Here is a 14871-nt window from a genome sequence, read left to right on the forward strand (position 1 = left end):
TAAATCTGGCGACCTAAATTTGGCGACCCAAACTTGGCGATCTAGGCGATCTGAATCTAGGCGATCTATAGGCGATCTATATTAAGCCTGACTATTAAGCCAGAAATCTGCAAGTCTGAGATCCGGGCAGGCTTGGGTGAGAGGTTTGAGTGAAACCTGAGAGGGCTGAGTCGCCGCGCAGCAGTGCCCAGCAGAGACTCAGCCCCAACAGACTGATGACTTACTTATACAGCTCGGTCGAAAGCCGAAATGCCAGCACCGCAGGCAGCAGAGCAATCACCAGCGCTGTAAGAATTTGAGTATCTGACAAAGCCATTTTGTAACACTCCTAATAACAAACGACACGCCAATAAGCGTGCTACTGTCCATCACTTTCGGCTAAATCGGGAGCATCGGGAACATCTTGTCACACAGTTTAATAATCTGTGATGCCGTTTGCAGGGATTGCCCAGGAGATTGGGGCGAGAGATTGGGGCGAGAGATTGGGGCGCAAGATTGGGGCGCAAGATTGGGGCGATCGCCCATTCACTGTCTTGCCCAGTCGTTCGCTGTTTCTGCATATAGCCTCAGGACATTGCCTCAGGACATTGCCTCAGGACATTGCCTCACCTGATGAATAAGGTGGAAGCATGAACTGAATAAATTGGAAACATGAACGCTGCTGACTGTTTCCGTGCGGGGGCGAGCGAGTTGGCCTATGGCAGGATGCGTAACTCGGATGCGTGATCCAGAGCGCCAGATCAAGGCAGCCTGTTTCTACCAAGCACACCATTGCTTAACATTTCGTCTTAATCGCTTGATGGAGCGTTCATAAAAAGCTTCACGAAGACTTTAAAAACATGGGCTACTTTCGGGCTTCTGCAAAGATTCCGTGAAGACGTTTCTGCTGAACCTTTGATCCATAAGCGCTTGCTATATATTCCTGCACGAAAGGGTTTTTACGTATTTATGCGGTCATCCTGCAACAGGGTTGTTACTTCAAAAAGGGTTACTACTAATGTCTCGCTATGCATCTCCAGATTCGCTCCAAGACTCACTTAGCTCCGTTTCAATAGCGCCCGCTCTGCACGTACAAACACCTGATCGCCTGCCCCACCCCTCTGTAAATCACTGGTTCAAGCGATCGCTCGATATTCTTGGCAGCCTAGTTGGGCTACTGGTCTTAGCAATTATCTTTGTGCCCGTGGCGATCGCCATCCGGCTCGATAGCCCCGGCCCCATCTTCTACAGTCAGCAGCGCTGTGGCCTATTAGGACGCTGCTTTACGATTTACAAATTCCGCACGATGGTTCAGGGGGCTGATCGGATGCAGGAGCAGCCGGATACTCCCTCCGATGCGGCACAGGGAAAGCCTTTTAATTTCAAGCGTGGCCGCGACCCGCGGATAACTCGCGTCGGCTGGTTTCTCAGAAAAACGAGCATCGACGAGTTTCCTCAGTTTCTCAACGTCCTCAAAGGCGAGATGAGCTTGGTAGGCACTCGCCCGCCCACTCTGGATGAGGTCGCCAACTACGCCGACCATCACTGGCTGCGACTGAATGTGAAGCCTGGGATTACGGGCGAGTGGCAGGTGAGCGGACGGTCAAAAATTGATGATTTTGAGGAAATTGTCAAGCTCGACCTGCGATATCAGGCGCTCTGGCACCCGCTCTACGACCTGTCGCTGATTCTGAAAACCGTCCGCGCCGTGTTGTTTGGCGTGGGCGCAATGTAGAGCAGGGGCGATCGCCCGTTTGCCCGCCCCTTAGGGTCGATAGACTGGGAGCGTAAAGTGGAAGCAGCTTCCGGCTCCCAGTTCTGAATCGACCCAAATTTGCCCATAGTGCGCCCGCACGATGCGCTGACAAACCGCTAGCCCAATCCCATAGCCGTCTTGCGTGGTATCTCGCTCCAGCCGATAGCTGTCTTCAAAGATGCGATCGCGATTTTCAGCCGGGATACCTGGCCCATCGTCGCAGATGCTCACCTGCACCTTTTGCGTCGTGCGATGCAAAGCCGAAACTTGGATATGACTGCCATTGGGCGTATATTTCACGGCGTTGTCTAGCAGATTTACCAAAACTTGCCGCACCCGATCGGGGTCAGCATACACCGCAGGCAAATCGCTGGGGATATCCGTAGAGATGCTCTGCGCCTTGATTTGCAGCTTGGTCTGAAAATCATCTACCAGACTGAGGCACAGCTTGCCCAGGTCAAACTTGCGAGGCTGCACGTTGAGCTTGCCGCCAGTGCTGTTGGCGGCGTGGAGCGTGTCTGTAATCAGACGGTCAATCGTCTTCGCCTGCGTGCGGGCATGTTTGATAAGCTGACTCATGGTTTCTGGGGTCAGCCGCGACTCGGCGTAGATTTCTCGCATACTGCTGCCCAGTTCCAGCGTTTCCAGCGCAATGGAAACCGCCGTGAGGGGATTTCGCAGGTCATGGGCCAGCATTGCTATGAGTCGGTCTTTGAATCGAAGCTGTTCCTGAAGTTCCTCTTTTTCCTGATTCAACCGAAAAATCTCATCCGACAGGCGAATTAGCTCAGCCGAATAGGTGATGGAATTGGGAACTTGCAGCGACTCTATCGCCATTGGCAAGGGCGGCGTGGAACCAAGGCTGATCCGGTTTTCCTGGGCAGACTGTTTCCAGCGCGACCACCAGCTATCGATTTGGGCGATCAGGTTGCTGCCGGCCAGGGTTTGGCGCGGCTCTGGGTAAATTTTGATAATGGCCGGCGTGGCAATCAGGCGAAAATGCTCGGCCAGGTGCGGCTGCTCCCCCACATCTACCACTTGCAGGTCGAATGGATAGTCTGCCGCTAGCTCTTTGAGGCGACTGCGAATCTGCCGAATCTTTTCGACGGAGCTAGGGCGCTTGTCTACAAACAACAGCAGTTGCAGAGACGGTTCGGCGCGGTCGGGTGGAGTGGATAGGGCCTCCATATCGGCTACATCACAACGGATGGGATCGGGCAAGCAAGCGGAACGTCGGTAGCGCTGTGTTTCAAGTAGGCTGGCTGGAGTTTGAGGAAGGCAGTCGTGAGCTGAGTGCAGGGTAGAGTGACTTTGGGGGCGATCGCCAGAATAGCCTTCTAGCACAGTTCACAGCTTAGGCATGGCTAAGAATTGTCAGGGGAGGACACGCCATAAATGCAGCCCGCACGCCTTGTGCAATGCAGCATACACCAAATTACTAAATATTTTAACCTTTTGCAGGGTGGCTCAGGGATTGATTTTCAGCTAACTGTTCGCGCGAACTCTTGCGGAGCAGGACATTTCGACGCTTTACTGGGTGAGGTTTCTTGAATGGCGACTTGATTTTTAGCTGGCACAGGTCATGGGAACAGAAATTGCGAATCGAGGATATCTGGCACTGCCGCCGGGTGGCGCTGGGCCGGGAGTGGTGGTGCTGCAAGAGTGGTGGGGATTGGTTCCCCATATCAAAACGGTGACGGATCGCTTCGCCGAAGCGGGATTTGTGGCGATCGCCCCCGATCTGTACGACGGCGAAACGACCACCTCACCCGACGAGGCGGGGCGGCTGTTTATGGCGCTCAACATTGAGCAAACGGCTCGTAAGCTCGAAGAAACCCTCCAATATTTGCAGAGTCACCCGGCAGTCACGGGCGATCGCTTGGGCGTGGTGGGCTTTTGCATGGGCGGCCAGTTGGCGCTGCTGGCGGCGACCCTGAGCCAGCGCGTGGGTGCAGTGGTGGATTTCTACGGCATCCATCCCAACGTGCAGCCCGATTTCTCGAAGCTGCGTGCGCCCGTGCTGGGCATTTTTGGGGAAAACGACGGGTTTGTGACTCCAGAGGTGGTGCGATCGCTAGAGGCAGCCATTCAACAGGCGGGTGGCTCCATCGAAACCCACACCTATACCGGAGCCGACCATGCCTTTTTCAACGACACCCGCCCGGAGGTCTATCAACCCGATGCTGCCGCTGATGCCTGGGATAAGACGCTGAGCTTTTTGCGGCGAGAACTGGCGACAGCATAGCAGAGCGCAGGGTTTCGTCTGGAAAAGCACATTTAGAACTTACGCAGTTGGACGATTTCTCGCGGGCGCAGCCCGCGAGAAATCGTCCAAAACCCAGAAAACTTATCGCAAGTGCGTAGATCCTGACATTAAAAAAGCACATTAAAAAGCCGAGTCCTACAGAGCTTAGCCTGGGGCGCTCGGCTTTTTGATCGGTTCAGGGTGTGCCAAAAGACGGGCTAGGACACAGAGACGGCGATCGCCACGAGGCCGCCAACTAGCGCCAGTGCGCCAATACCAGCAATGAGATAAATCGTCTGCTGTTTTTTGCTGGGTGGCTCAGCGGTATACATTTTCGGCTCAACTGCGAAGTTGTTCAGGCGACCGCCGTCTTCTGTGGTGTAGCGCATGCACTCAATCCTTTTTCCTAGATATTTGTTAATTTTAGCAACTAGTTATGTCCATACTCCGGCATTCCTTTAAGGAAGTTTAAACATTGGATGGAGTTTAATAAGCCTAAAAAGCGCCACAAGAGATACCCTGCGGCGCTTTGACTAGAGTGTTGGACGGGCGGGGTGGGGGCGATCGCCCGCTGCTAACCGTCTCCCACTTGGGGAAGAAACTCTTGGGGAAAAAACTACATCTCCGTTACCCGGATGGGCTGAGGAATCACCTTGGTCAGCACCGCGTAGAGAATCGCCGCCGCAATAATCCCATTTAGCGGGCCGATGCCGATGCCCGCAGTGCCCGTAAAGTAGGCAATCAGGGCAGCAGCGATGTACGAAATCACGCCAGCCCAGTTGAACGCAGGCAGGGGAGTATCCAGCGAAGGAAACTGACCCCGGTGGCGCAGCCAAAAGTCGGTCATGATGATGCCCCCAATGGGCGGGATCAGTGTGCCCAGCAGCAGCAGGTAAGTGATCAGGTTTTCATAGATGCCCGTCAGCGCCAGCAGCAGCGCAAACAGTGCCCCGCCCAGCACGAAGGCATGGCGCTTGGTAGTGCGGAAAAAGTTGGTTCCCGCCACCGAGAAGGCGTAGATGGTGTTGTCCTGGGTCGTCCACACGTTGAGGATCAGCAGAACCAGGCTACCCAGCAGCAGGCCTTGCTTGGCCATCGCCGCGATCAGGTCTTCGCTGCCATAGACCAGGGTAGTAAAAGCTCCCGTAAACACCAGCAGCCCGTTGATAAAGAAAAACGCCAGAAAGGTACTCCAGATGGCGTTTTTGGGCGTGTCGGCAAAGCGGCTCCAGTTGGTGGATTGGGTGCCGCCGGAGATAAAGGTAGACATCACCGTGGCGATCGCCACCCCAACCCCCATCTGCTGGGTAGGCTGCAAGCTGGCCAGGTCGCCTGCATCGCCAAATCCTCGAATCAGGCTAATCGCCATCAGGACTAGCATTGCGGGCACAGCGATACGGCTAAGCCAGTCCATCGCTGTATAGCCGATATAGGCAGTGACGCAAAAGGCGAAGGTAAAGAACACCGTTAGGAAGACCTTCATTCCGTCTGATAGTCCAAACTGCTTGGTGAGCGCATCGGCGATAAAGGCGTTGGTCACGGCATACCAGCCGATTTGCGTAAAGCCCAGCACAAAATCGACCCAGCGAGAGCCGATATTGCCAAAGCTAAAGCGCGACATGAGAACGGTCGTCAGGCCGCTCCGCTGGGCGATGTAGCCCATTGCAGCGCAGTAGGTTCCCAAAAGTAGGTTGCCAATTAGCACAATAGCCAGCATGGTGGAAAAGGGAAATGCTGAGCCAACTAGCCCACCGGCAAACAGCGTGGTGGAGGTGAGCGCAAACCCCATTAGCAGCGGGGCCAGCGACCAAATGGGCTTGCGGGCCTCAAAGGGCACCGCCGAAAGCGGATAATCTTCTCCTGCCTGACTGCGATCCACGTATTGTGAATCTGACGAAATACTCATACGACTTCAATTCCTCCCCGCGTAGACTCTATATTTATAAAGCTTTTATGGCGGTATTCTCGGTTCTGTGTTCAGGAAGAGAGGTATTGTAGGTTACAAATTCACTTCCAAGGCGATCGCACCCATGACTCCTAGCGACATTACGACGCTTTTGATGACCCTGTTTGGCCCTGCGGTGCAGGCTGCCGAGCCAGAATCCTGGCAAGTCGAGATCGGCAACTTGCGCCTGTTGGTGCTGCTTTCGGAAGACCAGAGCTGGCTGCGATCGCTCGTTTCGATTGATTCGGCGCAGGCGGCTGCCCCCTATCTTGCCCAACTTCTGGAGGCAAATTTCGATGAAACCCAGGAAGTTCGCTATGCCCTCTATCAGGGCGTGCTGTGGGGGGTCTATCAACATGCCCTGGCCAGCCTGACGGTGGAAGATTTTCGAGCGGCGATCGCCCGCCTAGTGTCTCTGCAAGAGCGCGGGCTAACCCCCAGCTTCGACCGTCTAGCCGAAGCCCAAATTCGCCAGATCATTCGCGCTGCCAAGCAGCAAGGGCAGTCGATGGAGACCACGCTGCAAACCCTAGAACGCTTCTATGCTGAGGGCATGATGGGCAGCCTGGAGGCGGGGGCTGCCGAGCGTGACCAAACGCTGGGCGCGTGGCGCTATCAGCTAGAGCGGCTGTGGGACGAAGAATAGCGGAAAGCACCTGGGGCAATGAGTGCCAGCATGGGTCGTAATGTGTCGTATTGTTAAGGAGTAATCACTGATGCAACCGTGACTCGCACCAGAGGCGCAACCAACGATGGGACAGCTTGAACGCCTGCTGCTGATGGCAGAAGATGAACTGACGCAATACAGCACTGATGCCCGCAAGATGGAAAAGCTGCGGCAAAAGATTGCCCTGTCGGTGTCGCGAGCGGAGCAGCAGCAGATTAAGGAGACCCTGCTGGCAGAAATGCCCACGGGCGGCCTTGCCAAGCTTGTGGAAACTCAGCGTCAGGCAGTGGCGCTGCCGCTGTGGGGCATTGCAGGGCTGGGCCTGCTGTTGGGCATTTCGTTTATGCAGCCTGTCGATTTTTTGGCGACGATTGTTGGTGGGGCGGGGGCGATCGCCGTTCAAAAGTGGGGCTGGTCGCTGCAAGCCAAGCGCCTGCTGATCAACACGCTGGAAGACCTGGAACAGCGGATGAAAGGTGGTTAGGGGGCTAGGGCAGGGAGATCTGCTGGAGCTTGGATTTTAGAGTTGGCAAAGGGGGCGATCGTATCGGGAATTGCCCCGGATGCTGCTGTAGTTAACCACACTGACGAAACTGCTTTCGTGAATAAGGTACTGGAAAGACTGGTCTAGTAAGCAGCCAAGTGTGGCGATCGCTCTCTTGCTCGGTTGTTGGCTGCCAAACTGGCCGCGTCAGTCAGGGATCGCATCATACCCCGCCAGAGTGGAGTGAACGCTGTTCTGGCAAGCTCGACTGACGAACCCAATTGTTTTTATAAAAATTCGACCCAAACGCCGCGCCGCCGCTCGGTGATGGAGCCACGCAACGATTCTAGGACTTATGCAGTTGGACGATTTTTCGCGGGCGCAGTGAGAAATTATCCAAAATCCAGAAAGCTTATTGCAAGTGCGTAAGTCCTGGATTTTTGAAACTGAAATCGAGCCTGAGCCGAGTCCAGTCCTCAGAGCGTCGTGGAGGCGGTGGGAATCGATGGATAGTTTGTGCCACCCGGAGCCACCAAAGCTCTGGTGAAGCCAGTGTTTATCGCTCCTGCTAGCCCCTCGCGTCAGCGTTGCAAGGCAATTCCCCGCATCGGACGAACGCGCAATGGGTCTTTATTCTCCCTGGTGGAGAGGAGAAATAACCATGCAAAATTCAGCTTCATCGGAACGCTATCCCCAGCTTTTCGCAGGTTTAGTGGCCCTCTCGCTGGCCCAGATGGGCAGCACGTTTATCGTCGCAACGGCCCTGCGCGACGTGAAATCCAGCAATGATGTGATGGTGGTGACGGGGTCTGCCAAGCGGCCCATCCGCTCCGACTACATCATCTGGCGACTGTCCGTATCCAGCCAGCAGCCAACGGCTCAGGCAGCTTATCAGGATTTGAAGCGACAGACTGAGCGAGTGCAGGCTTATCTGCGCGAAAACCAGGTGCCTGCCGAAGCGATCACCCTCAGCGCGATTGAATCTTACTCGATTCCGGAGGTTGCGCCCAACGGACGGGAAACTGGGCAAACCCTGGCCTATCGGCTGACGCAGCGGTTTGAGGTGCGCTCGACGGAGGTCGATCAATACACCACGCTGTCGCAGCAATCGACCGACTTGATCAACGAGGGGATTAATCTGGTGTCGGAGTCGCCGCAGTATCTCTATACCGAGCTGAGCAAGCTGCGGATTGAGATGGTGGCCGAGGCGACCAAGGATGCCAAGGCCCGAGCAGAGGCGATCGCCCAGAGCGCAGGCAACCGCGTTGGCGCAGTCCGCAGTGCCGAAACGGGCGTGTTTCAAATCACCTCGCGCAACTCCACCGAGGTCAGCGACTACGGCATGTATGACACGTCTTCGATCGAGAAGGACATTACAGCCGTGGTTTCGGTGACCTTTGGGATTGAGTAGGTGGCGTGTGAATCAGGGGTTGGGCTAATCGGGGGCATCTGTCAGCGCCCGGAGGATAGCAAAAACGATGCGCGTCCCCAGGTCGAGGTCATGGCGATCGCGGTTGGCCAGTGCCACTACCGTCGTTGGCTGCCCCTGCACATTCGACAGGTAAAACGCGCCCGTGACATAGCCCGGCCCCGCGCCATTGTGCCCTGCGACCGTGCCGTAGGGCGACTCCAACCCCAGACACAGCCCCAAGCCATAGCCAATTTTGCCGATCTGGGGATGCTCGAAATCGAACACCTGGATCGGCTCTAGCATTTCGCACACGCGCTCTGGCTCCAGCAGCCTGCCTGCAAACAGCGCGTCCATGATTTTGCCCAGCTCCGCAGCGGTGGAGATCACGACCCCATGCGACACCCAGCCCGGATGATAGAGCGGCGCGACGTTTTGCAATGCGTCTCCAGTTTCGTCCCCAGTCAAGAACTGGCTGTAGCCGGGGGTTAATCCATGCGCTTGTTCCAGCGTTTCGGGAACGAAGGTGTGTCTCAGCCCCAGCGGGTGAAAAATCCACTCGTGCAGGTATTCCGGCATTGACAGACCCGTTTCCTGGGCCAAGATCAGCCTCAGCAGCAGATACCCGATGTTGGAATAGGCCCAGCCCTTGCCAGGTAAGAAAAGCTGTCCCTGGTCTTGCGCTACCCGGAGAAACGTCTCCGTTGTCCAGGCCTGCTGGGGATGCGCCTGCAAATCTTGCACATAGGCGCTGCCATCGCCATAGCCGGGGATGCCGCCTGTGTGGCTCAGCAGTTGCCGCAAGGCCACGGGAGATTCGACGGTGTAAGGAATTTGGGCGAACTGCGGCGCTAGCGATGTGTCCAGATCTAGCCGCCCCGCCTGCACCAGATTCATTGCCACCGTCGCCAGCAGCGGTTTGGTAATACTGTAAATATAGAAGCGGGCATCGCTGGGCAGGGGAATTTGCTGCTGGAGGTCGGCATAGCCTACGCCAGCTTCCAGAAGGGTTTCGCCGTTGCGGAGGAGGGCGATCGCCGCTCCTGGTGTCTCTGCCTCTTGCAGTTCCCTCTCGACTGTTGCTCTGACCCGTGCTTCAAGGTTTTGATGGGTCATTCCATACCCCCCGTCCTCACTGTGCCTGCCCCCCCTTGAACCTCCCTTGAACTTCCCAACCTCTGCAATGCTAACTTCTACCGACTTTCGCGGACTGCTGGGCGATCGCTTCTACAAAAACTTTTTCCCCATTCCCGCCACCAATCAGTTTGTCACGGGCAGCCTCGCGCCGCCGTTTGAGCTGCTGGATGTGAAGAGCGATCGCAAGGTGCGCCTGTCGGACTATACGGGCAACCGCAAGCTCAATGAGCAGGCGTGGAACCGCCCGGTGCTGCTCTATTTCACACGAATTTTTACGGAAAAGCAGTATTGCCCGCTCTGCTATCCGCATATTCTGGAGATGAACGAGAAGTACGAGGCGTTTACCCAGCGCGGCGCAGAGGTGCTGATGATCACCAGCACCGACGAGCGACAGAGCAAAATTGTGCTGCAAGACTTGGGGCTAAAAATGCCGCTGCTGAGCGATCCCGAATGTCGCGTGTTTCGCCGCTACCAAACCGGGCAGGCATTGGGCGCACCGCTCCCTGCCCAGTTTTGGGTTGACCCCGCCGGAAAAATCCGCTTCCGTCACCTGTTCTCGTTTCTGGAGCCAAACGCCAGTGTCGAGCGGCTGCTAGTGGCGCTGGAGCGGCTGAGGGAGCCGGAATCCTAGACGAATTTTGGCAAACAGCGCTCTAGATGAACTTGCTAGAAGCTTTGCAGATGCTTGGACTGGCAATCTAAAATCGCCAATCTAAAATCGCCAATCTAAAATCTAAAATCCAGAATCAATCTACCCCCCCTTGACCCTTAAAACCCTTGCTACATGGCTACTTCCGCAGTTCCGCTCTCGATTGGCGACCCGGCTCCTTGGGCAACCCTCCCTTCGACCGCCCATCCGCAACACTACGGCGATTATCTGAATGGCGATCGCACGGTGCTGTTTTTCTTGGGTAGCGCCAGTAGCCCAGAGACTTCGGCAGCGCTGATGGAATTTGTGTTCCTACAAGCCCAGTTGCAGGCGCTGGGGGTATCGGTTTTGGGGGTGAGCATTGATCCCCAAGATCAGACCCTGAGTGAACTGGTTGGGCGATCGCCCCATCTTAATCTTCTGTGGGATTTTGACGGACAACTCAGCGCTCTCTACGGTGTGTGCCAGATTGATAGCAGCGGCGGCATTGCCTACGATCCCACGACCTTTGTACTGGATGAGAACTTGCGGATTGTTGCCATTATCCCGCTCGATCGCCAGGTCAGTCATGGGGCGATGGTGATGGAGCAGTTGTCGCAATTGCCGCCGCTCTCGCCGCCAACTCTGGTAACGGGACAGGCTCCGGTGCTGCTGGTTCCTCGCGTCCTGGAGCCTTTGGGGCATGGTACACCTATTCCCTATTCTGTGCTAAGGGCTCCGGTGCTGCTGGTTCCTCGCGTCCTGGAGCCAGCGTTTTGTCAATTGCTGATGGATCGCTACGAGTCAGAGGGCAGCGTCGATTCTGGCTTTATGCAGCAGATTGGCGATCAGACGGTGGAAGTGCTGAACCCGTCCATCAAGCGACGGCGGGATCTGCGAATTACTGACCCTAGCCTGATTGGGCAAATTAATCAGCGCATTTGGCGGCGGATTGTCCCAGAAATTGAGAAGGCATTCTATTACCGTGTGACCAATTTCGAGCGCTATCTGGTGGGCTGCTACGATGACCAAACGCAAGGGTTTTTCAAGCCGCACCGCGACAATACAAATGTCGGGTCTTTGCATCGTCGCTTTGCCATGACGTTAAATCTTAACGAGGGCTATGAAGGGGGATATCTCAGGTTTCCCGAATACGGCTCGCAGCTTTATCGCCCGGCCCCCGGCGAAGCGGTGATTTTTTCCTGTTCGCTGCTGCATGAAGCAACGCCCGTGACGCAGGGAAGACGATTTACGCTGCTGTCGTTTTTCTACAACCAGGATGATGCCAAGCTGCGAGAAGCCAACAAGCAGCATGTCGTTTTGCGATCGCCCGCTGTTGCCCCCTCCCCAGCAGCGCCCACCGCTGACAAGCCAAGTGGGTTTGGGGCGGCTAATCCGCGAAAGAAACGCTAACGTCTACACACATCTGAGTGGGTGGATATCAATAAACATAAAACCCAAAACATAAAACCTAAAGACCCTGCGCTTTTGCACAGAGTCTTTGAGGTTGCATAAATTCACAGCGTTCTTCCGCAGAGTCGCTAACGATCAGATTGCGGCAGCGACAGTGACCTAAGCCACGGGCTGCGGCTGCGGCTGGAACTGGAACAGCGAGTAGACCACGTTCCGGCGGATGTCGGTCATCATATTCAGGAATAGCTCGTAGCCTTCGCTCTTATATTCGATCAGCGGGTCTTTTTGACCATAGCCGCGCAGGCCAATGGCTTCGCGTAGGGCTTCCATCTGTTGCAGGTGTTCGCGCCAGAGCGTGTCGATCTGCTGGAGGATGAAGAAGCGCTCGGCTTGGCGCATCAGCCCCGGAGAGGCGGCATCGACCTGGCCTTCTTTGATGTCGTAGGCGATGCGAGCCTGTTCATGCAGGAAGGTCTTGATTTCCCCCGCAGAGAGGTCTTCAAGCTGGCTCGGCTCCAAGTCCGCCAATAGGTAGACGAACTCTTTGACCTTGGCTACGACCTTATCTAGCTCCCATTCTTCCGGCGGCAGTTCGGGGTTGATGTAGGCATCCACGATGTCGTCCATCGTCAGTTCAGCGTACTTAATCACCTGCTCCTTCAGGTCTTGCCCTTCTAGCACGCGGCGGCGCTCGGCGTAGATGGCGCGGCGCTGGTTGTTCATCACCTCGTCATACTCAAAAACCTGCTTCCGAATGTCGTAGTAGTAGGTTTCGACTTTCTTCTGTGCGCCTTCGAGCGATCGCGTCAACATACCCGATTCGATCGGCATGTCTTCTTCCACGCGGAACATGTTCATTAGACCTGCGACGCGCTCTCCACCAAAGATCCGCAGCAGGTTATCTTCCAGGCTGAGGAAAAACTTGGTAGAACCGGGGTCGCCCTGCCGACCCGCACGGCCGCGAAGCTGGTTGTCAATCCGGCGCGATTCGTGGCGCTCTGTGCCAATGACGTGCAGCCCGCCGAGCTTCACCACCTCATCATGCTCGGCAGACGTGTGGGCTTCGTACTCGCGCTTCACCAGGTTATAGGCTTCGCGCAGTTTCAGGATGACCGGATCGCTGCTGGGCGCTTTTTCCGATGCAGTCGCTAGCTTGTCTTCGGCCTCTAGCTCAGAGAGCGATCGCTCGCCATACTGCTGCACTGCAAAGTCCACCGCTTCTTTGAGCAGCCGCTCAGCTTCCTTAGAAATCGGCACCGGGAACAGATCCGCCGACACCTTCCAGGTTTTCTGCTTTTTGCCAGGGGCAAAGCCCTGTCCACCCGATCGACCGCCGCCTGCCCCGGCTCCACTGATGGCAAAGGCGGCCTCGTCTTCTGGCTGCACAATGCGCGGCATCAGGTATTCCCGCACCTTGAGCCGCGCCATATAGTCAGCGTTGCCCCCCAGAATGATGTCCGTACCGCGCCCTGCCATGTTAGTGGCGATCGTCACCGTGCCTTTGCGACCGGCCTGGGCGATAATTTCCGACTCGCGCTCCACGTTTTCGGGTTTCGCGTTCAGCAGGTTGTGGGGCACACTTAGCTGCGACAGATAGCTCGACAGTAGCTCCGATTTTTCCACGCTGGTCGTCCCCACCAGCACCGGGCGACCCATCTGGTGCATCTCGGCGCACTCCTGCGCCACGGCTCGCCATTTCGCGTTTTCGGTTTTGTACACCACGTCCGACAGGTCAACCCGACCTGTGGGGCGATTGGTGGGAACGACCGTCACTTCTAGCTTGTAGATTTTCTCAAACTCGGCCTCTTCGGTCTTTGCCGTGCCCGTCATGCCCGCCAGCTTGGGATAGAGCAAGAAGAAGTTCTGGTAGGTAATCGTTGCCAGGGTTTGGGTTTCTGGCTGAATTTCCACACCCTCCTTGGCCTCGATCGCCTGGTGCAAGCCATCGCTCCAGCGGCGGCCCGGCATCACCCGCCCAGTAAATTCGTCCACAATCACAATTTCACCATTGCGAACGATGTAGTTCACGTCGCGAATAAAGAGTTCGTAGGACTTCAGCGCCCCGAAGATAAAGTGTGCCCAGGGATCTTTGGGGTCAAATAAGTCCTTCACGCCGAGGCGCTGTTCTACCACCTCAAAGCCCTCGTCGCTCAGCAGCACGTTGCGCTGCTTTTCGTCTACTTCGTAGTAGCGATCAAGTTCTTCCTTGAGCCGATCGAGTTCGCGGTTAAGCCGGTTGGCTTCGGCTTTGTTGCCTTCTTGCAGGGCAGCGGCGATCGCCTCCTCCACTTTCTCGATTTGCCGCTTCACGCCCTGACGAACTTGCCACAACTCCCGCGCCACCTCCGAGGCACGGGTATATTTCTCGTTGGGGCGATCCACCTGTCCCGAAATAATCAGCGGTGTCCGCGCTTCATCAATCAGCACCGAATCCACTTCGTCGATGATGCAGAAGTTAAACGGGCGCTGCACTACTTCTTGCATCGACGTGGCCATGTTGTCGCGCAAATAGTCAAACCCCAATTCGCTGTTGGTGCCGTAGGTAATGTCGCAGTCGTAGTTGCGCTTGCGCTCGATCGGGTTCATCCCCGACTGGATCAGCCCGACTGACAGCCCCAAGAAGCGATGCACCTGCCCCATCCACTCCGCGTCCCGGCGGGCCAGGTAGTCGTTTACCGTAATCACATGCACGCCCTTGCCCGACAGCGCGTTGAGATAGGCAGGTGAGGTGGCCACGAGGGTCTTTCCTTCGCCCGTCTTCATCTCGGCAATCTGTCCATCATGCAGCACCATGCCGCCGAGGAGCTGCACGTCAAAGTGACGCATTCCCAGCACCCGCTTGCCCGCCTCCCGCACCACTGCAAAAGCCTCTGGCAGCAGGTCGTCCAGGCTTTCTCCTTTCTCAATTCGCTGCTTAAATTCCGCCGTCTTGCCCCGCAGCTCATCATCCGACAGCGCCTCCATTTCTGGCTCTAGCAGCTTAATTTCTGCTAGATCAGGCTGATATTTCTTGAGCTTACGGGCGTTGGGGTCTCCCAGCAGGGCTTTCAGCATGGTGTCAATGGGCGATAGTGAAGAAACTTAGGGTTCTAAGGCCTAACGTTCATTGTAGCGAACTAGGGAATGAGCGAGATGTTTGGATGAGTGCCCCGTGCCGTGCGGGGTCTAGGTATCTAGATATCTAGATTCGGTATCCGGGGGTCAGTGCA

General features: G+C 56.1%; 13 protein-coding genes. 7 read left to right on the forward strand and 6 right to left on the reverse strand.

All coding sequences use genetic code 11. The features are described from left to right. Positions 1-220: 220 nt before the first annotated feature. On the reverse strand, positions 221-316 hold the full coding sequence (gene psaM, locus HNI00_RS11925) for a photosystem I reaction center subunit XII (RefSeq protein ID WP_172358285.1): 96 nt from the start codon (positions 314-316) through the stop codon (positions 221-223). Positions 317-997: 681 nt separating this feature from the next. Here psaM and HNI00_RS11930 point away from each other — a divergent pair. Further along, positions 998-1714: a sugar transferase gene (locus HNI00_RS11930; RefSeq protein ID WP_316786415.1), complete on the forward strand. Its 717-nt coding sequence runs from the start codon at positions 998-1000 to the stop codon at positions 1712-1714. 30 nt (positions 1715-1744) lie between these two features. Here HNI00_RS11930 and HNI00_RS11935 read toward each other — a convergent pair whose 3' ends face one another. Beyond that, complete coding sequence (locus tag HNI00_RS11935) at positions 1745-2923, reverse strand: histidine kinase (protein ID WP_316786418.1); 1179 nt, start codon at positions 2921-2923, stop codon at positions 1745-1747. 394 nt (positions 2924-3317) lie between these two features. On the opposite strand from HNI00_RS11935, the gene HNI00_RS11940 reads away from it, so the two are divergent. Then, complete coding sequence (locus HNI00_RS11940) at positions 3318-3980, forward strand: dienelactone hydrolase family protein (protein WP_316786420.1); 663 nt, start codon at positions 3318-3320, stop codon at positions 3978-3980. 218 nt (positions 3981-4198) lie between these two features. Here HNI00_RS11940 and psb34 read toward each other — a convergent pair whose 3' ends face one another. Further along, positions 4199-4369, reverse strand: a complete 171-nt coding sequence (gene psb34 / locus HNI00_RS11945; protein WP_316786422.1) for a photosystem II assembly protein Psb34 — start codon at positions 4367-4369, stop codon at positions 4199-4201. Between the two features lie 227 nt (positions 4370-4596). Further along, on the reverse strand, positions 4597-5886 hold the full coding sequence (codB, locus tag HNI00_RS11950; RefSeq protein ID WP_316786424.1) for a cytosine permease: 1290 nt from the start codon (positions 5884-5886) through the stop codon (positions 4597-4599). Between the two features lie 124 nt (positions 5887-6010). Between codB and HNI00_RS11955 the strand changes: the two genes are divergently transcribed. From HNI00_RS11955 to HNI00_RS11965, 3 genes are all read left to right on the forward strand, one after another. After that, positions 6011-6571, forward strand: a complete 561-nt coding sequence (locus HNI00_RS11955; RefSeq protein ID WP_316786426.1) for a hypothetical protein — start codon at positions 6011-6013, stop codon at positions 6569-6571. Between the two features lie 106 nt (positions 6572-6677). Then, entirely contained in the window at positions 6678-7076 is a 399-nt protein-coding gene (locus HNI00_RS11960; RefSeq protein WP_316786428.1) for a hypothetical protein, read from the forward strand. A gap of 661 nt (positions 7077-7737) precedes the next feature. After that, positions 7738-8487, forward strand: a complete 750-nt coding sequence (locus HNI00_RS11965; RefSeq protein WP_316786430.1) for an SIMPL domain-containing protein — start codon at positions 7738-7740, stop codon at positions 8485-8487. Positions 8488-8511: 24 nt separating this feature from the next. Here the strand turns inward: HNI00_RS11965 and HNI00_RS11970 are convergent, their stop codons facing one another. Then, on the reverse strand, positions 8512-9600 hold the full coding sequence (locus HNI00_RS11970) for a serine hydrolase domain-containing protein (RefSeq protein WP_316786432.1): 1089 nt from the start codon (positions 9598-9600) through the stop codon (positions 8512-8514). Between the two features lie 67 nt (positions 9601-9667). Here HNI00_RS11970 and HNI00_RS11975 point away from each other — a divergent pair, with 67 nt between their 5' ends. Both HNI00_RS11975 and HNI00_RS11980 read left to right on the forward strand, forming a co-directional pair. Next, entirely contained in the window at positions 9668-10252 is a 585-nt protein-coding gene (locus HNI00_RS11975; RefSeq protein ID WP_316786433.1) for a peroxiredoxin family protein, read from the forward strand. Positions 10253-10405: 153 nt separating this feature from the next. Further along, the gene (locus HNI00_RS11980) at positions 10406-11662 is read left to right on the forward strand and encodes a redoxin domain-containing protein (RefSeq protein ID WP_316786435.1); all 1257 of its coding nucleotides are present in this window, start codon (positions 10406-10408) and stop codon (positions 11660-11662) included. A gap of 159 nt (positions 11663-11821) precedes the next feature. On the opposite strand, the gene secA is transcribed toward HNI00_RS11980, so the two are convergent. Then, entirely contained in the window at positions 11822-14716 is a 2895-nt protein-coding gene (secA, locus tag HNI00_RS11985; RefSeq protein WP_316786437.1) for a preprotein translocase subunit SecA, read from the reverse strand. Positions 14717-14871 lie beyond the last annotated feature (155 nt).

The organism is Thermoleptolyngbya oregonensis NK1-22 (assembly GCF_032705245.1).
GTDB lineage: Bacteria > Cyanobacteriota > Cyanobacteriia > Elainellales > Elainellaceae > Thermoleptolyngbya > Thermoleptolyngbya sichuanensis.